Source organism: Terribacillus jepli, from assembly GCF_047228925.1.
GTDB lineage: Bacteria > Bacillota > Bacilli > Bacillales > Amphibacillaceae > Terribacillus.
On record NZ_JBFEGH010000012.1, the window covers coordinates 94,259 to 115,441 of the forward strand.

28 protein-coding genes and 1 other annotated feature are annotated in these 21,183 nt (G+C 47.1%); of the genes, 2 read left to right on the forward strand and 26 right to left on the reverse strand.

Annotation, left to right across the window (positions count from 1 at the left end; all coding sequences use genetic code 11):
* Window positions 1-98: 98 nt before the first annotated feature.
* Entirely contained in the window at window positions 99-470 is a 372-nt protein-coding gene (locus tag AB1K91_RS13895) for a TIGR04086 family membrane protein (protein ID WP_413090596.1), read from the forward strand.
* A 32-nt stretch (window positions 471-502) separates the two neighbouring features.
* Here AB1K91_RS13895 and yajC read toward each other — a convergent pair whose 3' ends face one another.
* The 7 genes from yajC to AB1K91_RS13930 form a co-directional block, all read right to left on the reverse strand.
* Window positions 503-766 carry a preprotein translocase subunit YajC gene (yajC, locus tag AB1K91_RS13900; protein WP_413090598.1) on the reverse strand — a complete coding sequence of 88 codons (264 nt, stop codon included), beginning with the start codon at window positions 764-766 and terminating at the stop codon, window positions 503-505.
* Window positions 767-782: 16 nt separating this feature from the next.
* Entirely contained in the window at window positions 783-1,919 is a 1,137-nt protein-coding gene (gene tgt, locus AB1K91_RS13905; protein ID WP_413090600.1) for a tRNA guanosine(34) transglycosylase Tgt, read from the reverse strand.
* A gap of 29 nt (window positions 1,920-1,948) precedes the next feature.
* Window positions 1,949-2,977, reverse strand: coding sequence for a tRNA preQ1(34) S-adenosylmethionine ribosyltransferase-isomerase QueA (gene queA, locus AB1K91_RS13910; RefSeq protein ID WP_413090602.1), 1,029 nt, complete (start codon window positions 2,975-2,977; stop codon window positions 1,949-1,951).
* A 22-nt stretch (window positions 2,978-2,999) separates the two neighbouring features.
* On the reverse strand, window positions 3,000-3,191 hold the full coding sequence (locus AB1K91_RS13915; RefSeq protein WP_413090687.1) for a DUF2905 domain-containing protein: 192 nt from the start codon (window positions 3,189-3,191) through the stop codon (window positions 3,000-3,002).
* A 5-nt stretch (window positions 3,192-3,196) separates the two neighbouring features.
* Complete coding sequence (gene ruvB, locus AB1K91_RS13920; RefSeq protein WP_413090603.1) at window positions 3,197-4,198, reverse strand: Holliday junction branch migration DNA helicase RuvB; 1,002 nt, start codon at window positions 4,196-4,198, stop codon at window positions 3,197-3,199.
* Window positions 4,199-4,210: 12 nt separating this feature from the next.
* The gene (gene ruvA / locus AB1K91_RS13925) at window positions 4,211-4,825 is read right to left on the reverse strand and encodes a Holliday junction branch migration protein RuvA (RefSeq protein WP_093727739.1); all 615 of its coding nucleotides are present in this window, start codon (window positions 4,823-4,825) and stop codon (window positions 4,211-4,213) included.
* A gap of 119 nt (window positions 4,826-4,944) precedes the next feature.
* Window positions 4,945-5,430, reverse strand: coding sequence for a BofC C-terminal domain-containing protein (locus AB1K91_RS13930; RefSeq protein ID WP_413090606.1), 486 nt, complete (start codon window positions 5,428-5,430; stop codon window positions 4,945-4,947).
* A gap of 163 nt (window positions 5,431-5,593) precedes the next feature.
* Between AB1K91_RS13930 and AB1K91_RS13935 the strand changes: the two genes are divergently transcribed.
* Window positions 5,594-5,803: a hypothetical protein gene (locus tag AB1K91_RS13935; RefSeq protein ID WP_093727737.1), complete on the forward strand. Its 210-nt coding sequence runs from the start codon at window positions 5,594-5,596 to the stop codon at window positions 5,801-5,803.
* 39 nt (window positions 5,804-5,842) lie between these two features.
* On the opposite strand, the gene safA is transcribed toward AB1K91_RS13935, so the two are convergent.
* From safA to radC, 19 genes are all read right to left on the reverse strand, one after another.
* Entirely contained in the window at window positions 5,843-6,943 is a 1,101-nt protein-coding gene (safA, locus tag AB1K91_RS13940) for a SafA/ExsA family spore coat assembly protein (protein WP_413090607.1), read from the reverse strand.
* Window positions 6,944-7,032: 89 nt separating this feature from the next.
* On the reverse strand, window positions 7,033-7,902 hold the full coding sequence (gene pheA / locus AB1K91_RS13945) for a prephenate dehydratase (RefSeq protein WP_413090609.1): 870 nt from the start codon (window positions 7,900-7,902) through the stop codon (window positions 7,033-7,035).
* Window positions 7,903-7,914: 12 nt separating this feature from the next.
* A complete protein-coding gene (locus AB1K91_RS13950) occupies window positions 7,915-8,364 on the reverse strand; it encodes an ACT domain-containing protein (RefSeq protein ID WP_413090611.1) in 450 nt (149 codons plus the stop codon).
* A gap of 27 nt (window positions 8,365-8,391) precedes the next feature.
* Window positions 8,392-9,672 carry a GTPase ObgE gene (obgE, locus tag AB1K91_RS13955; RefSeq protein ID WP_413090613.1) on the reverse strand — a complete coding sequence of 427 codons (1,281 nt, stop codon included), beginning with the start codon at window positions 9,670-9,672 and terminating at the stop codon, window positions 8,392-8,394.
* A 12-nt stretch (window positions 9,673-9,684) separates the two neighbouring features.
* The gene (locus AB1K91_RS13960; RefSeq protein WP_413090615.1) at window positions 9,685-10,215 is read right to left on the reverse strand and encodes a Spo0B domain-containing protein; all 531 of its coding nucleotides are present in this window, start codon (window positions 10,213-10,215) and stop codon (window positions 9,685-9,687) included.
* Between the two features lie 127 nt (window positions 10,216-10,342).
* The gene (gene rpmA, locus AB1K91_RS13965; protein WP_038561650.1) at window positions 10,343-10,633 is read right to left on the reverse strand and encodes a 50S ribosomal protein L27; all 291 of its coding nucleotides are present in this window, start codon (window positions 10,631-10,633) and stop codon (window positions 10,343-10,345) included.
* A gap of 14 nt (window positions 10,634-10,647) precedes the next feature.
* Complete coding sequence (locus AB1K91_RS13970; RefSeq protein ID WP_413090617.1) at window positions 10,648-10,977, reverse strand: ribosomal-processing cysteine protease Prp; 330 nt, start codon at window positions 10,975-10,977, stop codon at window positions 10,648-10,650.
* 8 nt (window positions 10,978-10,985) lie between these two features.
* On the reverse strand, window positions 10,986-11,294 hold the full coding sequence (gene rplU, locus AB1K91_RS13975; RefSeq protein WP_095215531.1) for a 50S ribosomal protein L21: 309 nt from the start codon (window positions 11,292-11,294) through the stop codon (window positions 10,986-10,988).
* 11 nt (window positions 11,295-11,305) lie between these two features.
* Window positions 11,306-11,375: a sequence feature (ribosomal protein L21 leader region), on the reverse strand.
* Between the two features lie 36 nt (window positions 11,376-11,411).
* Window positions 11,412-12,824, reverse strand: a complete 1,413-nt coding sequence (locus AB1K91_RS13980) for a ribonuclease E/G (RefSeq protein WP_413090618.1) — start codon at window positions 12,822-12,824, stop codon at window positions 11,412-11,414.
* Window positions 12,825-12,832: 8 nt separating this feature from the next.
* Window positions 12,833-13,687, reverse strand: a complete 855-nt coding sequence (locus AB1K91_RS13985; RefSeq protein WP_413090620.1) for a site-2 protease family protein — start codon at window positions 13,685-13,687, stop codon at window positions 12,833-12,835.
* Window positions 13,674-14,438 carry a peptidoglycan DD-metalloendopeptidase family protein gene (locus tag AB1K91_RS13990; RefSeq protein ID WP_413090621.1) on the reverse strand — a complete coding sequence of 255 codons (765 nt, stop codon included), beginning with the start codon at window positions 14,436-14,438 and terminating at the stop codon, window positions 13,674-13,676. Before AB1K91_RS13990 ends, AB1K91_RS13985 begins: the two co-directional genes overlap by 14 nt.
* A 99-nt stretch (window positions 14,439-14,537) precedes the next feature.
* A complete protein-coding gene (locus AB1K91_RS13995; protein ID WP_413090623.1) occupies window positions 14,538-15,287 on the reverse strand; it encodes a class I SAM-dependent methyltransferase in 750 nt (249 codons plus the stop codon).
* Between the two features lie 155 nt (window positions 15,288-15,442).
* Window positions 15,443-16,048 (reverse strand): trimeric intracellular cation channel family protein, encoded by a 606-nt coding sequence (locus AB1K91_RS14000; protein ID WP_413090625.1) that lies wholly within the window; start codon window positions 16,046-16,048, stop codon window positions 15,443-15,445.
* A 72-nt stretch (window positions 16,049-16,120) separates the two neighbouring features.
* Window positions 16,121-16,918 carry a septum site-determining protein MinD gene (minD, locus tag AB1K91_RS14005; protein ID WP_413090626.1) on the reverse strand — a complete coding sequence of 266 codons (798 nt, stop codon included), beginning with the start codon at window positions 16,916-16,918 and terminating at the stop codon, window positions 16,121-16,123.
* Window positions 16,911-17,597, reverse strand: a complete 687-nt coding sequence (gene minC, locus AB1K91_RS14010) for a septum site-determining protein MinC (protein ID WP_413090628.1) — start codon at window positions 17,595-17,597, stop codon at window positions 16,911-16,913. Before minC ends, minD begins: the two co-directional genes overlap by 8 nt.
* A gap of 35 nt (window positions 17,598-17,632) precedes the next feature.
* Window positions 17,633-18,172 (reverse strand): rod shape-determining protein MreD, encoded by a 540-nt coding sequence (gene mreD, locus AB1K91_RS14015; RefSeq protein ID WP_413090629.1) that lies wholly within the window; start codon window positions 18,170-18,172, stop codon window positions 17,633-17,635.
* Window positions 18,172-19,068 (reverse strand): rod shape-determining protein MreC, encoded by an 897-nt coding sequence (gene mreC / locus AB1K91_RS14020; RefSeq protein ID WP_413090630.1) that lies wholly within the window; start codon window positions 19,066-19,068, stop codon window positions 18,172-18,174. Before mreC ends, mreD begins: the two co-directional genes overlap by 1 nt.
* Window positions 19,069-19,080: 12 nt before the next feature.
* Window positions 19,081-20,121, reverse strand: coding sequence for a rod shape-determining protein (locus tag AB1K91_RS14025; protein ID WP_093727722.1), 1,041 nt, complete (start codon window positions 20,119-20,121; stop codon window positions 19,081-19,083).
* A gap of 245 nt (window positions 20,122-20,366) precedes the next feature.
* Complete coding sequence (radC, locus tag AB1K91_RS14030; RefSeq protein ID WP_413090689.1) at window positions 20,367-21,041, reverse strand: RadC family protein; 675 nt, start codon at window positions 21,039-21,041, stop codon at window positions 20,367-20,369.
* Window positions 21,042-21,183: the final 142 nt, after the last annotated feature.

The window sequence follows — 21,183 nt, forward strand, 5'->3', positions numbered from 1 at the left end:
TTTTTTGATTTATTTTGGGCAACGAGTCAGGTTCTATACGTTCTGAATCGAAATGGACATGCATACAGTAGCCATATAGACATGCTGGAGGGATCTTTGTGAAAAAAAATGTACATGCAATATTGTATGGATGGATTACCGTTTTCGCGCTTCTATTATTCATCAGCTTTACATTAGCATTACTGCTGCGTTTCACGGAGTTTGGTGAAGGGATGCTGGACTGGACAACACTTGGTGCAGGTATCCTTAGTCTATTCATCGGCGGTTTGATTGCTGGGGTGAAAGGTGAAGATAAAGGCTGGCTGCTTGGCGGCATGACTGCGATAGGCTTTTCCCTTTTCATCCTCCTCTATCAATACCTTGGCTATCAGGTAGGCTTTTCGGGAACACAGCTGCTCACGCATGGCGGGTTTCTGGTGGCAGCCCTTGCCGGGGGCATGATTGGTGTCAATATTAAAACGAGCACATAAAAAGACAGGAGAAAAATCTCCTGTCTTTATTTTTACGCTTCTGAAGGTTTGATGTCACGAATCGCATTGCGATCGAACGTCAACTTACTGCCGTCATCCGTAGTAAGGACTACAGATGCCTCGTCTATCGCATGCACCTGCCCATGTAAACCACCGATGGTAACGATGCTGTCTCCCTTTTTCAAGTTAGCCTGCATTTCTCTAACCTGCTTTTGACGCTTCTGCTGCGGACGAATCAACAGGAAGTAGAAAATAACAAACATTAATACAATAAGTATTAAACTTTGAACATTCATTTACTGCTCCCCCTTTCTAGAAATTCTTCGCATTCGGCTTGTTGAAACCATAACTCTCGAAGAATTCATCTCGAAAATCGCCAAGCCGATCTTCTTTGATCGCCTCTCGTACTTTCCTCATCAATTCTATCAGAAAATGCAAGTTATGGTAAGTAGTAAGCCTAAATCCGAAAGTTTCGTTGCATTTGATCAGATGGCGAATGTAAGCGCGTGAATAATTCTTGCATACCTTACAGTCACAGTTCTCATCAATCGGTCCAAAATCACGGGCATATTGTGCATTGCGGACAACAAGACGGCCTTTGGAAGTCATACATGTCCCATTGCGGGCAATCCGGGTCGGAAGCACACAATCGAACATATCGATACCACGGATTGCGCCGTCGATCAAGGAATCTGGTGAACCTACACCCATCAAGTAGCGCGGTTTATCCTGCGGCAGCCATGGAGTGGTGAATTCCAACACACGGTTCATGACGTCCTTCGGTTCGCCTACGGACAGACCGCCCACCGCATAGCCAGGGAAGTCCATACTGACAAGATCCTGCGCACTCTGCTTGCGAAGATCCTCAAACTCCCCGCCTTGCACGATTCCGAAGAGACCTTGTACATCCGGACGGGCATGCGCAGTCAAGCAACGTTCCGCCCATCGGCTTGTCCGTTCCACTGATGCCTTCATATAATCATAAGTAGCCGGATACGGCGGACATTCATCGAATGCCATCATGATATCACTGCCTAGCGCGTTTTGGATTTCCATCGCTTTCTCTGGAGAAAGGAATAGCTTTTCCCCGCTGATGTGATTACGGAAATGCACGCCTTCTTCCCGGATATCACGGAGATCACTCAGACTGAATACTTGGAAGCCGCCGGAATCGGTCAGGATAGCACCATCCCAGTTCATGAATTTATGCAAGCCGCCCGCTTCACGAATAATCTCATGCCCTGGACGAAGCCAAAGATGATAGGTGTTTGATAGAATAATATTCGCGTTAAGTTCGGTTAATTCCTCCGGACTCATCGTCTTTACCGTTGCCAGTGTCCCTACCGGCATGAAAGTAGGCGTCTCGAAGCTACCATGCGGCGTATGTACGATACCGAGCCGTGCGCCTGTTTGCTTATCTTGTTTGATGAATTCATAACGAATTGCCATATTATAGTAGTTCCCTTTCTATTCTCAATCTATACGAGCAGCATTGCATCACCGAAGCTGAAGAAACGATACCGTTCTTTTACAGCTGTCCGGTATGCATCCAGGATGAAGTCCCGGCCTGCAAATGCACTGACAAGCATGATCAATGTGGATTTCGGCAGATGGAAGTTGGTAATCAATCCATCGATGGCACGATACGTGAATCCAGGATATATGAAAATATCCGTCCACCCACTTGCTGCGACGAATTTTCCATCATTGTCACGTGCGATCGTTTCCAATGTACGTGTGGAGGTCGTCCCGACAGAAATGATCCGTCCCCCGGCTTCACGGATCCGAGTCAGCTGATTTGCCGTTTCCTGCGACATTTGATAAAACTCGGAATGCATCTCATGTTCTTCAATCGATTCCACACTGACGGGACGGAAAGTTCCCAATCCAACATGAAGTGTGATGAATGCAATCTCTACACCTTTTTCCTGAAGACCCGCAAGCAATTCTTTCGTGAAATGCAATCCAGCTGTCGGAGCGGCTGCAGAGCCTTTTTCCTTGGCATAAACAGTCTGATAGCGCTCTTGGTCGGGAAGCTGTTCTTTGATATATGGAGGCAGCGGCATTTCACCAAGCTGCTCTAACACTTCATAGAAAATACCATCATAACGGAACTCGATGATTCGTCCGCCATGCTCCAGCAACTCCGTACAAACAGCTGTCAGTTTGCCATCACCAAAGGAAAGCTCGGTACCGACTTTAACTTTCTTGGCCGGTTTGACCAAAACTTCCCAGCTGTCCCCTTCCACTTGCTTGAGCAAGAGGATCTCCACTTTGGCCTGCGTGTCTTTTTTGATGCCATACAACCGCGCGGGCAATACACGTGTATCGTTGAGGACAAGACAGTCCCCAGGGTTGAGATAGTCACCGATATCGGCAAAATGACGGTGCTCCATAGTACCCGCTTCCTTATTCAATACAAGCAGCCTTGACGCTGTCCGATCTTGAAGCGGCGTCTGGGCGATCAGTTCTTCTGGTAAATGAAAATCATAATCCTGTATATCCATACCTGTTAACTCCTAGTCTGTATCAGCGAAATTTGTTGAATAGGAACATGATTAGCGACAGTACGATACTTACGACAATCGATGTGACGATCGGAAAGTAGACTGTCGTGTTCCCTTTCTTAAAGACGATATCTCCCGGCAGTCTGCCAATGAGCGACATGATGATGCCGATCACTATACATACAACGCCTATAAGAATAAAGATTTTTCCCATGCCGGTCAAGTGCTTGGCACCTCCCGGTTGAAATGGGCATAAGCGAGCGGGGTGACAACCCGGCCGCGCGGTGTGCGCTGGATGAACCCGATCTGCAAGAGATATGGCTCGTACACATCTTCTATCGTCTGGGATTCCTCTCCGATCGTCGCACTGATCGTATCGAGCCCGACCGGTCCACCGCGGAAATGGTCCATGATGGTCGTCAAGAGCTTATGATCGATGTGATCAAGACCTTTTTCATCTACCTGCAGCTGATTGAGTGCTGCATGAGTTGTATCCTGTGTAATGCGGTCTTCTCCTTTGACCTGGGAAATATCGCGGACCCGCTTCAGCAGGCGGTTGGCAATCCGCGGCGTTCCCCTCGAACGCAATGCGACCTCTATGGCAGCGGACGGTTCGATCTCAACATCGAAAATAAGGGCTGTCCGTTCCACGATGCTTGCCAAATCTTCCGTATTATAAAATTCAAGGCGGCTCAGCACGCCAAAGCGATCCCTTAAAGGAGCAGATAATAAGCCAGCGCGCGTTGTGGCGCCAACCAATGTGAACGGAGGTAAATCCAAACGGACACTGCGGGCACTTGGTCCAGTCCCGATGACAATGTCCAGGCAGAAATCCTCCATGGCCGGGTACAGTATTTCTTCGACCGCACGCGGCAGACGGTGGATTTCATCGATGAACAGCACATCTCCTGCTTCCAGAGAACTCAGTATCGCTGCCAAATCTCCGGCTTTCTCGATCGCCGGTCCGCTTGTCGCCCGAAACGAAACACCCATCTCATTGGCGATGATCGAAGCCATTGTCGTCTTCCCTAAACCAGGAGGTCCGTAAAGCAATACATGGTCAAGCGGCTCATCCCGCATCTTCGCAGCCTCGATGAAAATCGCCAGGTTCTCCTTTGCCTTATGCTGGCCGATGTATTGTTTCAATGTGCTCGGGCGCAAACTGAGCTCGATCACTTCGTCTTCCTGCTTCAATTCATTCGTAATCATGCGATCTTCCATCTTCGTACTCCTTTATTTCTTTTGACTTAACAAAGCCAAGCCTTTCTTGATCAAGTAGTCGGCACTGTCACTGTCTTCCTTTTTAAGCTGCGGCAAAATAGCCTTGATCTCGCGTTCCTGATAACCAAGTGCCCGCATCGCATCTTCTGCATCCTCCAGAGCAATGCGTTTCTTTGCTGTATTGCTTTGTGTTCCTGCAGATGCCTCGATTGCTGTGAGCGAAACCATATAGACCAGCTTGCCCTTCAGATCGAGTATCATCTGACGCGCTGTCTTCTTACCGACACCTTGGAAGCTTGTCAGGAATTTATCATCTTCTCTCTCAATGGCAGCCACGAACTCCTCGACATTGACACCAGCAAGAATCTGCAAGGCATTCTTAGGTCCTATACCTGATACCCCGAGCAGTTTTTGAAATAAGAATTTGTCCTCTGTATTTTTAAACCCGAATAAAGTCTGGGCGTCCTCTCGTACATAATGATATGTATGGACAAGTGCCTCCTTTCCTTCTTCCATTTGGAATTGAAAAGGATTCGGGCAAATGACTTCATATCCTACACCATGTGCTTCCACAAGCACTGCTTCATCTGTAATTCCAGTAATCTTGCCTTTGACATACGCTATCATGCTGCTTCTCTCCTACCTGAATCAATAACTTCTTCCTAGTTTACCACACAAGCGTATGTTCGTATAAGATTAAAGGCGAAAAACAAGAAAAGGACCCCTCCTTTTCAGGAAAGATCCTATTAGCTTGGCAGTGCTTCTATATCATTTTTGGAACGGAATGTTTCCAGGACATCTTCATAGACTTCTTTGGATTGAATCCTGATCCCTTCTTTCAGCTGTTGGGCTTGATGGCTTTCCAATTTGCCCTTATTTATCTGGTAAAAAGACTGGACGGCCTGCTGATCGATCGGACGGCCTTCGAAAATCGTCAGCTTTCCTTTATAAATTCCAAAATAGCCATTCTTCTTCAAAGCCGGTGAGATATCCATCACTTCCTGTTTAAACACAACTTGTCCTTCTGTCTGTGAAACAAGCTGCCAGTCATGGTAGGTGGACCAGAAATCTTCCATCGCATAGATTTTCTCTCTATGGGTCACCACTGTCTGCTTGCCATCAATATATTGACGCTGTAATACGACCTTCACTTCCACCGGATCCGCTGCTTGTACTGTCATGATTGGAACGATTAAAAGGAAAAGCATGCAAAAGACTAAGAAACGCCTCATGACCTCCCACTCCTATTCCATTTCTTTTCCTTCATTTTTTCCTATTGACAGTTCTTTATCCGATTTTTTTCAAAAAAAATTCATTTGACCCACACTTTTTAGGTTTTGCTTTCGATTATATGTGGTAATGGATTAGAAAGTTATAGACAAAGGCGGGATAAAAGTGAGGAACGATGCGCAGCAAAAGTACCTTCACTATGTGGAAGCGAAAAGCGAAGCAAATATGGCGAGCGTTTTCTCAGAAGAAAAAGCGACCCTGATACTTAGAAATCACATACAACACGCCGGATTGTCCAAAGCAGAAGTTCTTGCAATGGAAGATAAGTATCGCCAGGATATGCATCGTATTTTTGAGGAACATGGTATATTATAAATGAAAGCCCCTTCAACGGAAAAAGGGGCTTTTTTTATGTTATTTATTATCCTGTTCATCTCCCGGCAGATCTTGGGCAGGAGAAGGCTCATAGAAGTCGGAAAGCGGTGGCTGTACACCGTAAGGATCTCTGTACTCAGGCTGCACTTGTGGATACTGTGATACTGCAAAAGGTATATCCGGGCCGCAACAGGAGCGCATTGGTGTTTGCGGATAAGGATATGGCATTGCTTGATTTGTCAGTATAGGGGCTTGGTGATTGCCATCGTAGCGGGAGCCAAAAGGTGCCCCCGTCTGCTGGCCCCCTTGCATTTGCTGACCTGGCTGACCTCCCTGCATCCAGTCTCCTTGATGCTGCTGGCCTGGCTGACCTCCTTGCATCCAGTCTCCTTGATACTGCTGGCCTCCCTGCATCCAGTTTCCTTGATACTGCTGACCTGGCTGGCCTCCTTGCATCCAGTCTCCTTGATACTGCTGGCCTGGCTGGCCTCCTTGCATCCAGTCTCCTTGATACTGCTGGCCTGGCTGGCCTCCTTGCATCCAGTCTCCCTGATACTGCTGGCCTGGCTGGCCTCCTTGCATCCAGTCTCCCTGATGCTGCTGGCCTGACTGGCCTCCTTGCATCGGCATGTTTCCATATGGAGACTGCGGTAAAAGCCAACTTCCATTCATCGGCTGCTGATAGGATGGGTGGCCTTGCATTTGCTGACCGTGTCCCCAACCCGTGCTTGGCTGTGTCGACGGCTGCGTAGGAAGTGCTCCTGCATAACCTTGATTTTGCTGCGTAGTCGGATATGCGCCGCCATCTTGACCTGGCATGGAAATCTGCGGCATCTGAGGCATGATAGGATATGGGGCAGCAGACATATCATCCTCCTGGATTGCTGGTGTGTCATGGAATGTTGGAGCTGGTGTTTGCTGCCCTGTATTCGCTTGGGTCCCAGTTCCTGCTTCAGAGCGGATAACCGCTTCTTTTTCTATTGCTTTTGTTGTCGTCGGTATTTTCAACTTCATACCTGGTACTGCCAATTCCGGCTCACGAATATGCCTGTTCATTTCCCGCAATTCATCAAAGCTGACACCATATTTACTTGCGATACTCCACATCGTGTCGCCTTTTTGCACAATATGAATCTTCAAATCTGAAACTCCCCTTTCATGAACTCACGCATTACTCCATCATCTTATGCATCAAATTCCAAAAGGTTGAAATAGAAAAAGCCGACACGTCATAAATTTGCGCCGGCTTTTTCCTTATATTGGTGAATCGGATAGCTTCCGAGTACCGTAAGATCGCAGCCTAATGCTGCAAGTTCTTGCTGGACTCCTTGAAACAGAATATCTTCCGCTTCACAAGACACATCCATGATGAAGAAATAATTACCCAATCCTGTTTTCATCGGTCTGGATTCGATCTTCGACATATTGATCTTCCGCCACGCAAAAGCTGCCAATACTTGGTGCAGGGCTCCTGCATAATCGTGCGGAAGGGTGACGTATAATGACGTTTTTCTCTGGTCCCCGGAACCTATTGTCAGCGGGATATTGGTCTTTTGTTTTGCCAAGACGAAAAAACGTGTATGATTGTTCGCATAATCATGGATATCTTCTTGCAATATAGTCAGACCGAATTCCTTGGCAGCTAGTTCATTGCCGATTGCTGCAGCAGGCTCCTCCATTGCAGCAACCATCTCCGCTGCGGTACCCGTTGAAGATGTTGCATGGGTAGTTGCTTGCGGAAGCTGCGTATGCAAGAATTGATGACATTGCGCAATTGCATGACTATGGGAATACACCGCTTCTATGTCATGTAACGCAAGCTTCTTATTCGTCAACAAATGCTGCCGAATCGGAATGACAATTTCCCCGATAATTGGCAGTTTTACTTGGTGAATCAAATAGTCCATCGTAATCGGGACTGTACCTTCGATTGTATTTTCGACTGGAACGACACAATAATCCATTTCCCCATTCGCCACAGCATCCATGCATTGCGGAATCGTCGCATAGCTGTATGCTTCTTCATCAGGGAACAAAGCATCGACTGCCATTTTCGTAAACGTTCCCTTTGGTCCTAGATAACTGATCTTCATCTTCATCTGCTCCCTTGCCTAAGCTTCCGAACTCAAAATCTCCACTTTATCTACATACTCCAATGCACGAAGTTCATCCAGCAATGACTGGATATCGGCATGCATGCCAGACGTATTCAATGATATGGTCACATTGGCTCTTCCTTGCAAGGGAATCGTCTGGTGAATCGTCAGGATATTCCCACCTGATCTGGCTACGATGGCCAATAACTCCGAAAGCGTACCTGTCCGGTCCTCCAAATGGAAGAAGAGCGTGATCATCCGCTGCTTCACCATGGCCCGGAACGGAAACACTGCATCCCTATATTTATAGAACACACTGCGGGAAAGGTCGACTTGCTGCACGGCATCGAAAACTGAAGCAACCTTATTGCGCTCCAGCAGTTCCTTCGCCTGCAGTGTCTTTTTCATCGATTCCGGCAGTACATCACTGCGTACGAGATAAAATTGTTCTTCCTTCTCTGCCATGCTCTCCCCACCTTGGCTCACACTGAATCAATCGATAAATTCGAATTCATATTCCAATAGACGGATTACATCGCCATCTTTGGCTCCGCGCTTACGCAATGCTTCATCCACGCCCATAGCACGCATCTGTCTGGCAAAACGTCTTGCCGCTTCATCTCGATTGAAGTCCGTCATCTTAAACAGCTTTTCAATCGGTTCCCCATATAAGACATAAGCTCCATCCGGATCTCGTGTGATTTCGAACGGCTTCTCCGATTCCTCGAAACGATAGACGACACGTTCTGTCTGATCCTCTACCGGTTTTTCGATTTTCGGAATCTCGTCCAGTTTGTCTGCGATGGCATACAGGACATCCTGAAGTCCATCACGGGTAATGGCAGATATCGGGAACACTTCGATTCCTTCGGGGATTTTCTCCTTGAAAACAACCAAATTCTCTTCCGCTTCCGGAATATCCATCTTATTGGCGATGATGATCTGTGGGCGTGATGGCAGATCCTCATTATATTCTTCGAGTTCTTTATTGATGGTCACATAATCATCATACGGATCCCGCCCTTCTGTCGATGCCATGTCAATCACATGAACGATGACACGAGTCCGCTCGACGTGACGCAGGAACTGGTGACCAAGGCCAATTCCTTCATGCGCGCCTTCAATCAATCCTGGTAAGTCAGCCAATACAAAGCTGCGCTGATCTTTCGTTTCCACAACACCCAGATTCGGTGCAAGTGTCGTGAAATGATAATCGGCTATTTTGGGCTTGGCCGCACTCACGACAGATATGAAGGTCGATTTCCCTACACTTGGGAAGCCGACTAGTCCAACATCGGCAATCAATTTCAGCTCGATCTGCAAATTACGCTCCACACCTGGTTCACCATTTTCCGCAAAGTCAGGAGCAGGGTTGCGCGGCGTGGCAAAGCGTGAATTCCCGCGGCCTCCGCGGCCTCCTTTTGCGATGACGGCTTCCTGTCCTTGTTTCGTCAAATCTGCAATCAATTCCCCACTGTCTTCATCACGAACGAGCGTCCCCGGTGGTACAGGCAGGATGAGCGGTTCTGCATTTTTACCATGCTGGCCTTTACTCATCCCATTTTCACCGCGTTTTGCTTTAAAATGACGCTGATAACGGAAGTCCATCAACGTGTTCAATCCTTCGTCGACCTTGAAGATGACATCCCCGCCATTACCTCCGTCTCCGCCAGCTGGACCTCCGAGTGGAACATACTTCTCCCTACGATAAGCAACTAGGCCATTGCCGCCGTCGCCTGCTTTCACAAATACCTTGACCTGATCTACAAACATAGTTTCACCTCATCAATTACACGTCAGTACGATGGTACAACGTGATTTCTTCTCTGGTAATGATTCGATCTTCACTTCCAGGACATAGTCTTTCTGGCCGATCATCTGCAGATTATCCCAGCCTGTGAATGCCCCTGAAAACGTCAGTTCGATGATTGGTTCGCCTTCCCTTGTCCTGATATGAAGCAGACCTTCATATAATTCCATTTCCTGTGCGCTGTCACTTAATGCATCCACTACTGCTTCTAATTTTTCTCGGATCTTCTTGTCATATTCCCATATCTTAGGGATGGACTCATCCACTTGGAATTTAATCCTGAACTGGGTGTAGGTCCAATTGAAGGAAAGGATCCACACAAAAGTCTCCGGAATGTTCAAATTGGAGAGCTTTCGTTCCTCATCCGCTAATCGGATCGATTCCTCGATTTTTTCTTGTACCTTTTCATCCTTGCCTAATTTGGAATAGCTATGTAGGAGTTGGAGCCGATTCATCCATTCATGGCGTGTATATCCTAACAGCGTCATCACTTCATGGTATTCCAACCGTATTCCTCCTTTACGAAGAAGCAGTCGAGAGGGCAACTCTTCTTCATCAACAATATGTGGTGCAATTAGATGTGGGTTAGAAAAAAAGACCCTAACCCGAAGGCTAGAGTCTCTCTCGCAAACATTAAGCTTCTTGAGCTACCGGATATACGCTGACCTTCTTGCGGTTACGGCCGTAGCGTTCGAATTTGACAACACCGTCGATTTTAGAGAACAAAGTGTCGTCGCCTCCTTTTCCAACGTTTGTACCTGGATAGATTTTTGTACCGCGTTGACGGTAAAGGATAGATCCGCCAGTTACAAACTGACCGTCAGCGCGTTTAGCGCCTAGGCGTTTGGATTCAGAGTCACGTCCGTTTTTGGAGCTACCAACACCCTTTTTGGATGCGAAAAACTGTAAATCTAGACGTAGCATAGTGGTGCACCTCCTTATTGTTCGATGATTCTTATATGCTTCCCATAGTCCTGTTCAATCGTTTGGAGCGAAACGAGCATACCTTCCAGCAGAAGAGATGCTTTATCAAGCTGCTCCTCGGACAAGTGATCGGGAAGTACTACTCGTAGATACCCACCGTCACCGCCCTGCTCAACTTCCGGCTCAAACTCACCGAGAACGAAAAGGCCATTCACCGCTCCGAAACTTACTGCTGAAACAGCTGCACATACGAGATCGTAGCCATAAGGGCCGCTTTCCGCATGTCCGCTAAGCTCGAAACTATGAATATCCTCATCAACACGGTTTATTGTAACAGTAATCATGGTTCGCCTTACGCGTTGATTTTGCCGATTGTCAATTTAGTGTATGGTTGACGATGGCCTTGTTTGCGTTTGTAGTTTTTCTTCGCTTTGAATTTGATCACGTTGATCTTTTTAGCGCGGCCTTGCTTCTCAACAGTTGCAGTAACCGTCGCACCTTCAACGAATGGAGCACCGATTTTAACATCGTCGCCACCAACTACCAATACTTTGTCAAAAGTAACTTCCGCACCGTTCTCTGCGTCCAATTTCTCAACGTAGATAGTTTGTCCTTCTGTTACTTTAACTTGCTTACCACCAGTTTCAATAATTGCGTACATAACGCACCTCCTCTATGACTCAGACTCGCCATCACAGGCGCTCATAGGCTTAAAACCTGATCTGCGCGGTTGTAGCACGGGTGCTAACCTCGTGTAACATATTGATGTTATCATATATCAAAAAAGATTGTCAAGACTCTCCAGCCCATCTCTTTTCACAGTATCCCAATCTGTTTCTGTCAATGCTAATTCATCAGCCTCCACAAATCTTGCAAACACGGCTGCATGAGCAGGACTGCTGTTTGTCAGGCTCAGGAAGTGCTTGATATGTTCCTTCTTGCCCGACAGAATATATGTCCTGTCTGCTGACAAATCGCTTATTTCCCGCTCCAGCTGAAAGCATTTCGTCTCAAAGGAAAGATTCCTGCTGATCGGGGCTTGGAGCTGCTCCATCAAGGACGGCCGCTCGCGCTTACGTGATATTTCCAATATGCCTAACTTCGTGAAACCATATACTTCCGTCCGCTGGGAATCCTGCTGGAGTGCTTGACGGAATGTTTGCAGGACAGCTCGCTTTTGCTCCTGGCTCTTCATGGATACAAAATCGATGAGGATGATCCCAGACAAATTGCGCAATCGAATTTCCCGGGCAATTGCCTTAGCAGCCAGCTGATTAACCATTACGGCTGTTTGATGCTTATCTGAGTGTCCTGCATAACCGGCACTGTTCACATCGATGACTGTCATCGCTTCCGTTTGTTCGATATGCAAAGTGATTCCTCTGTCGATACTTACAACCGGTGAAATGAGCTGCTCCCAAAGGACAGGCAGCGGCTGGGGAAGAAGGGCATCAGCATCCCGCTCCCATCCGACTTTCGCAGCATATTCGGGAAATTGTCTGCGGAGCTGTCTCGCTTGGAAGCCATCGTCCACTACGATTTCACCTAAAGTACCGGCTGGTATACGGCGAAGCAGCTGATCCGGAATGAGAGCATCCCGGAAGATTTCAGCTGGAGCTGCAGAATCATCTTCCGATAACGCATACCACTTTGTCCGGAGCCGCTCCAATTCTTCCATTAATGCTTCATCCGTTGATTTATTTGCTTCGGTCCGTACGATGACACCTTCACCAGGCTTTAATAATTCGGTCATTTGGGTCTTCCATTTCCCTGCTTGTTCTTCCGGCAATTTCTTGGAGACAGCTACATAGTTTCCATTCGGTAAATAAACGAGTGCCTTACCTGGGATGGTTATAATCGCAGATAGCTTTGCTCCTTTGGTTCCGTATGCATCTTTTTGGACCTGGACAAAAAGCGTTTGCCCTTCACGAATTGCCTGCTCGATGCGGAGCGACGGATCTTGCTTGCATGCCGGGATTTCCTGTCGCTGCAGAAAACCTTGCCGCTTGTCCCCGAAGTCGATAAATGCCGCCTGCAGGCCATGATCCACATGGCGGACTACTCCTTTAAAAATGCTCCCGACTTTCGAATTCATGCCAGGACGCTCAAGAAAGACCTCTTGTACTTGTCCGCGTTTCACTGTCAGAGCCACTTTTTCTGTTCCCTTATAAAGTATATATAATGATAGCATCGTATTCCTCACTGTCTATTTTGTCGCAGAATATCCCCCACCGTACAACGTGCTTGTTTCCTTTTAAAATACATATCACTGCATTGCTGCTCATCCAATACAGCATTCTTTTCCTTGACCACGATTAGATGCCGTCTATTTCTCCTGTATTGGGAAAGAACATCCAGAAGATCCGTCTTTGAAGTAGCAAAAATCGGGGTGCTGATTCCGCTAATCGGTCCGTATGTAGCGCGCTGGAGCAGGAAACGCAAAAACACATAATAACGTCGTTTCCATTCTAGCCGATTTTCCCACATTAGAAAACAAAGAAGACTGACTGTACTTAATGTGAATGGCATCGCTATGCACACATAAAGAAGCGCTGCTGCCCCGATCACCCAACTGGTGAGGATAAGGAGTGTATGAGCTTTCCGGTAGGGTAGCTGCAAAGAAAGAATCAGTCCGATCAGCTTGCCTCCATCAAGCGGCCAGATTGGCAGCAAGTTGAACAGAAGGATGGTTGTATTGTACATCAAAGCAGTTTCCAGCACAGCCTCTGGTATAGATGTGGCAGTGAGCCCGTATATAACACCATACAAAACAAGATGAACGGACGGCCCAGCCACGATGACTATCGCCTCTTCCAACCCTCTCCGGTTTCCATGCTCATCCGTTTCCATCACACCGCCGAACACCCACAGCATGATCCGGCGGATGCGCCAGCGGAAATGACGCGCCGCCAGGAAATGCCCCAACTCATGCAGGAGAACGATTACAAACAAGAGAAGCACTTCCATGAGCATCCCTGTCAGAACTGCAATGAGCAGAAATCCCCAGAATACCGGGTGAAGATGAATAGGCGGAAGCCAGTCATGGCGCGTCAACCGGCGTCTCCTGGATTGGGTTCAAATACCTGTTCCCCTGCTGCAGTGCGAAATAGACAGATTGGGCATTCTCCTCATTCGGCACGAATTCTCCGATCTTTTCATTGACCTCTATCCGCTGGTATTGATTCACTTCAATGGCATGCAGATGGCCATAAATACTCTTGCTCTTATCCGCATGCTGAAGGACGATAGTCTTCCCTGTTTCTTTGTCATTTCCTGCGAAAATAACGATTCCTTCGTCTACTGCCACTACATCACTCTGCTGATCCGACTCAATCAGGATGCCTTCATTTGATTCCTCGAACGGCTGCACGACAGTCCCATTCACCGGCATTGCCTGTCCTTCGACAGGAACGTCACCATCAGCCCCAGGATTGATCGCCACCGGGTCACCAAATCGTTCCTGATACCAGCTATTGACGGTGGCAAAAGGGAACTCCTCGGTCAGGGCAGTGAGCACTGTCCCCTTTGTCTTCTCTATTATTGGATGGTCCGATTGTAAATAAATGGCAGTTCCAAAAAACAAACTGGCGGAGACAATCAGCCTGAACATGAATCGGGAAGCAAACTTAGAGTTATCCTGTGAACTTGGCGGCTCATATTTTGGACTGGGCGGGAATCCATGTGATTCCTCCTCATCAACAGTAAAAGACCTTACTGTATCCGCCATGCCTTTTTGGATTTGTTCCCCTTTCCGACGTTTACGTTCAGCAATTCCTTTACGCACTGCATGCAGATTCTTTCCCATAACGATGAACCCCTCTCTCACTCTTTGTACAAGTCTATGAAGAAAGCGGACAAGTTATTAAAACAAGCGAAAAAAGCCTCCCAGCGAGGGAGGCTTCAATCACTTAGACATAGCTGCCAACAGGAAACGATGCTGTCTGACATCCAGAAAACCCTTCTTCTCAATAAAGAGATGCAAGTCATATAAAGCATCTCGATAAGTATTCACGGAGAATTGCGGCACTTGCCAAGGGATTGCTTTCAAGTAGTAGACAATCGCTCCGATATCGTAAAAACGCATAATTGGAAATGCTTCCGCCTGCTCCACTAAAGTAAAATCACTTATAAGATCCTCCGCAGCTGTCCGCAGACTCCAATCCTGATAGCTTGTATTGATGGGTGCACCTAACAGCTGATTAAGTTCTGCACAATCGGTACCACCTACTTGCTGTGTGAGGAAGATGCCGTTATGTTTCAGCACTCGGTTCACTTCCGCTGCAGCATAAGACTCATGTTTGTTCAAAACAACATCGAATGTATCAGATTGTAATGGCAATTGGTCATCTGCTTTTATCTGAAAAACTCGTACTCCATATGGTTCAAGCTTCTTTTTAGCTATTGGCACATTGGGCAGGTACCCTTCTGTTGCCGCTGTGTATGCAGGTAATGGGAGCAAATTGGACAGGAATTCTCCGCCTCCAGTTCCCATATCGAGCAAACTTCCCGCTCCAAACAGATATTTTCGTGCTTTACTTCCATATGACCAGGGCAATAACTCGTATTGGATGCGGCCAGTATCCTCAATGAAAGAAAAATCCCAGCCTGTAAATGGTTTAGCAGTGTCTTCTAAGAATCGATCAAACAATTCCATTATTTCTCCTCCTTTTTACTTGTAAGCTATCATACAAGCAAGTGAGTAGGAGAACGAATTTTAAGACCACTCCGTTGTTATGGCTGATGCTCCTTGTTCATGACCATCCCCCTTTTTCCTGATTATAACAAAAAAGAACAGCAATATGCTGATCTTTATTGATAATGCATCTTCGGAACCGGAAGCTGCCATTTCCGATGGAAGGAATAAATCCGCAGAAAAATGATGACTGCAAACAATCCATAAAGCAAGAAAGGATGATCAGCAGCGCCTAGACCAATGACAAGCCCTGCCAAGGCAGCCCAGCTACCATAGATCTCCACTTTGAATACATACGGTTTCCTGCCTGCCAGCACATCACGCAAAATACCGCCCCCGCTTCCGGTCAGAAAAGCTGCAACCATGATTGCAAGCAGACTATGATTCAAACTGGCAGCGTGCAGCGCACCCTGAATGGCGAATGCCGCCAAGCCGATCGCATCGGCATACAAGCCAGCCTTTTTCCATGAATAGCTAACCCATTTAGGAAAAATGAGAATCACGGTAATCGATATGAATGATATATAAAATAATGTCGTTTGGGACCACAAATGGGAGACCGGCAAGCCAATCAGCAGATTACGGATGGCCCCTCCGCCAAAAGCAGTCACAAAACCTAAAATATATACGCCGAACACATCATATTTCTCGTCCATGGCGACGAGGGCACCACTGATGGCAAAAGCAGCAGTACCGATGATACTAAAAATATCCCATGTCATGTTGTACATTCCCCTTGTTCGTAATAGCAAAAAACTCGCAACTCAAAAGAGAGCTACGAGTTCATTATAAGTTCATTTACTCTTGGAAAAAAGCTTTTTCAGGCGACTGAACATGCCTTTTTCACTTTCAAATTTCATGAGCGGCACGGACTCCCCCAGAATACGCCGTGCAATGTTGCGATATGCAATACTCGCTTTTGTATTCGGGTGGAAAGCGACCGGTTCACCATGATTGGAAGCTTTGATCACTTCATCATCATCCGCCACTATACCTAGCAAGTCGATCGACAGCACTTGGACTATTTCATCCACTTCCAGCATGTCGCCTTCCTGTACCATATGATTGCGGATCCGGTTGACGATCAGTTTAGGCGACTCGATATCCTCCTGCTCCAGCAAGCCGATAATGCGATCTGCATCACGTACACTCGGTTTCTCCGGTGTGGTGACGACAATTGCTTTATCCGCTCCCGCTACAGCATTCTTATAACCCTGCTCGATACCGGCTGGACAGTCGATAAGAATGTAATCGAATTCCGGCTTCAGCTCGGCTACGATTTTCTCCATCCCATCTGGTGTCAAATCCGATTTATCGCTTGTTTGGGCAGCTGGCAGTAAGTATAGATGATCGAAACGCTTGTCTTTGATCAATGCTTGCTTCAGCGAGCATCTGCCGACAATAACATCGATGATGTCATAAATGATGCGATTTTCAAGACCCATCACAACATCCAGATTCCGAAGACCGATATCCGTATCAATCAAACAGACTTTTTTCTCCATCAGTGCAAGCGCTGTTCCCAGATTGGCCGAAGTAGTCGTCTTCCCTACTCCTCCCTTACCGGATGTAATAACGATTGCTTCACCCATTTAACATTCTCCTCTCGAAACTGCTGATGCCCGGACGTTTGCGAATAACTGCCTGCAAACGATCGATGATGATTTTTTTCTCTTCTTCATCGATGTGTCCGCATTCCATATAAACACCATCCGACTCATGATCAGGCGCACGGCTGATATAATCCGCTATACGAAGCTGCGTCGGATTCATATAGGAAGCAGCGATGACAGCATCAGCGTTGCCATCCTTTCCAGCATGCGCAATTCCAAGCAGATTCCCCATGACAAATATATTCCCCGTAGCCGTCACACAGCCACCTGGATTCACATCGCCAAGCAGGAGCAAATCACCCTTTACTTCCAGCACTTGACCAGAACGGACGACGCGGCTGACAGCCTTCACCTCAGCCTCTTCTTTCCATTCATTGGCCGCTTGCTTCGTAATGACATCAGAATGGATCGATTCGATCCGCAGGCGCTGTTTGCTCGTAATCATCCGACGAAGGATTTCCTCCTGCTCTTCGTACAAATACCTGTTGCCTAATTGAATATGTACTCCGACAAGATGATCAGCAGAATCGATGCGGTTTGCTTCAAGCTTCTCTTCCAATTCCCTCAGCAATTCCTCAAAAGAACAGGCATCATCCATATGCAAGGTCAGCCCTTCCCGGGTACCTTTGATCGTGATGATTTGTTTGTTTCCAATCAAGATGGTCACCTCCGTTCGTCGTCTGATTTTCTTCTCTATAAGCTAGTCGTTCTTCTAAGCTGCGAATCGGACCATTTCTGCAGAGGCTTTTGGAAAATCAGATACAAGATTACAAGCATGATAAGGTTGGCGCCAAGCGTCGGCAAAAGACGCTGCAATAAATAAGCACCGAATCCAATCGGCGTGATGCCGATAAGATGATAGATAAGATATCCGATGACATCGGCAAAAACGATCGACAGCATCCCCAGCAGCGCAGCCACAAAAATATTGCCATGCAGCACTCTGCGAAGTTCCAGAATCAAATAGATGCTTAAGCCATAAGTGAACATATAAACGCCCAGCATATCCGTATAGACAATATCTTTCAGCAGCCCGAATATAAGCGCATATAGCAGGCTGTAATATGAATTATCCAAATCATACAGCATTGCGATCAACACAAGGAATAAAAGACTCCAGTGCGGAATCAGCCATGTGTCACCGCCGATGAACTGCTCCGGCAGCATGGCGGTGGCCACACCCTCCAGTGACACGATCAAGAGCATGATAAGCGGCAGATACAATTTCTTCATTACAGCCCCTCATCTCCGTTAGCGGAAGATGCCTCTTCAGAAGCCGCATCCACGACGATCACCTTATCGATGTCATATAAATCGGCTGTCGGTTTAACACGAACAGTCTGCGACAAGCCATATTGGTCAAGTTCGACGGAATCGACTTCCCCAATTTGAAGACCTTCAGGGAAGACACCGCCCTTACCGGATGATGTTACAAGAGAACCTTCTTTGACCTCCAGTTCCGGCTTCACGCCTGTGAACAACAGCATACCGTCCTTTTCATCGTATCCCTCGATCAACCCGAAGATGGTATCTTGCTTTTCACCATCTTCGTTTTCTCCACCCGTGATTTGGGCAGAAATACGGTTTGTCTCACTGAAACCGCTCAGCAATTGAACAGAAGCTGTGCTGCGGCTGACATCCTCGATCTTGCCGACCATCCCGCTGGAAGTCATGACAGCCATATTCGCCTTGATACCGTCGTCAGAACCTTTATCGATCGTAAGCTGGTCGAACCATGCTTCAGGACTGCGTACGATTACATCGGCAGGAATCGGGTCATAGTCCATCGACGTGTACTGATTAAAGGCTTCATTGGATTCTTTCAGCTCATCATACTGCTGCTGGAGTTCCTGATAACGGAAGAGCAAGCCCTTGTAATCATCCACTTTCGATTTCAGCACCTGGTTTTCTTCGTATGTGTTCTTCAAATCTTTGATATTCGTCAATACCGTCGAGGTGAATTGTGCAGGCTTGGAGAAGATATTCTGTACAAATCCGACGGTATCGCTAATTAATTGTTCTGGTAATGTCTGGCTGCTCCGATCCCTGGTTGAAAAGCCGATCAAGCCAACTAAAATGATGATCGCAATCAGGAATAGGAACATTCGTTTTTTCTTAAAGAAGTTCATAACTCACCCAACTCAATTTTTAGTAGCTTTGGAAAATACATGTGGATGGGAACGGAAATGCTCGATGAATTCCAGTGACTTACCAGTACCGATGGCCACACTATCAAGCGGGTTTTCCGCTACGAAAACAGGCATTTTCGTCTCTTCACTGATGACGCTGTCCAAATTGCGAAGCAGTGCACCTCCACCAGAAAGAACAATACCGCGATCCATGATATCAGCAGCCAATTCAGGCGGTGTCTTTTCCAATGTCAGCTTCACAGCATCCACAATCGCGCTCACTGTATCCGCCAGTGCCCCGGAAATTTCCTTCGCACTCACGCTGATCGTTTTCGGCAGACCTGTCAGCAAATCACGGCCGCGAATTTCCGTTTCTTCGTCTGTTTCCGGTACCCCTGCATGACCAAGATCCATCTTCAACTGTTCCGCAGATCGTTCCCCGATCATCAAGTTATATGTTTTACGGATGTACTGGGTGATTGCTTCATCCATATCATCCCCAGCTGTACGGATTGACTCGCTTGTTACGATACCACCCAAGCTGATGATGGCAACTTCTGTCGTACCGCCGCCGATATCAACGATCATACTTCCTGTAGGTTCCCATACCGGCAGTCCAGCCCCGATAGCCGCCGCAAAAGGCTCAGCGATAGGGAAAGCATCCTTTGCACCTGCCTGTTTCGTCGCGTCGATAACAGCGCGCTCCTCGACCATCGTGATGCCGGATGGCACACATACCATGACATTCGGTTTTTTAGCGAAGGAAGAACGATTGCGCTGTGCTTGCTTGATGTAATATTTCATCATTGTAGCTGTTGTATCATAATCCGCGATGACACCATCCTTCATCGGACGGATAACACGGATATTTCCCGGTGTTCTGCCAATCATATTACGGGCGTCGCCGCCAACTGCTTCCACCTGACCAGTTTCCACATTCGTCGCCACCACAGAAGGCTCACGGACGACTACGCCTTTTCCTTTTACAAAAACCAATGTATTTGCTGTACCTAGGTCGATCCCTAAGTCTTGTGAAAAACTGAATTTCGCCACAATTAATTCTCCTTTTCCGAGTCCGTTCGTGTTTCAGCAATGCTGCTTGTCAGCAATGCGTACTTTTCATATATTGTCTCATTATGTTGTACTTTATCATATCAGATATCAATCCAATAGACATAGTTGCAAGGTACTAATGCGTACCATCAGAAGAAGCGCCAGCTAGTAAGGTGTACCATGCTAGGCGCTTATCTACAAAGCTAGTATCAATTATACGAGAAAACTAAAAAAATAGATAGTGATTACAAGTATCCTTTTTCCTTTAGGGAAATAAACTTACGATCACCTATGACAAGATGGTCCAAAAGCTCGATACCGATCATCTTGCCGCACTCTTGCAGGCGTTTGGTGACGTGGATATCTTCTTGTGAAGGAGAAGGATCGCCTGAAGGATGGTTATGTGCACAAATGATGCTGGCAGCGGAACGACGGACCGCTTCGCGGAAGATCTCACGGGGATGGACGATGGAGGCATTAAGGCTGCCAATGAAGATTGTCTGACGGTGAATGATATGATTCTTCGTATTAAGGAATAGTACGACAAAATGCTCCTGAGACAGATTACGCATTTCTTCCATTACATAATCCGCACCATCTTTAGGGCTCCGAACAGTATATCGTTCGGCCGGTTTGTATCGATATAGCCGCTGCCCGAGTTCGATGGCAGCCAAGATAAGCACTCCCTTGGCCGTGCCGATTCCTTTAATGGCAGTCAGCTCTTCGATTGTCGCATCCCGCAGAAGCTGCAGCCCTTCAAAATGCATCAAAAGCCGCTGAGCCAGCAATGTGACAGGCTCATCCCTTGTCCCGCTCCCAAGCAAAATCGCAAATAACTCCGCATTGGACAAATGAGCAGCTCCCAGCTCCAGCAGTCTTTCCCGCGGACGATCTTCCTTTGGCACCGATTTTATCGTCATTTCTGTATGCAGCAAAAAACCGCCTTCCTTCCGACTCGGATTCCTGTGTGGCGACAGGTTACGAAAAGCTTAATGGAAGACGGCCCGCTATTCAAATTGGTAAATAGAAATTTTATTAATTCCCACTTTCAAAAAATGGAGA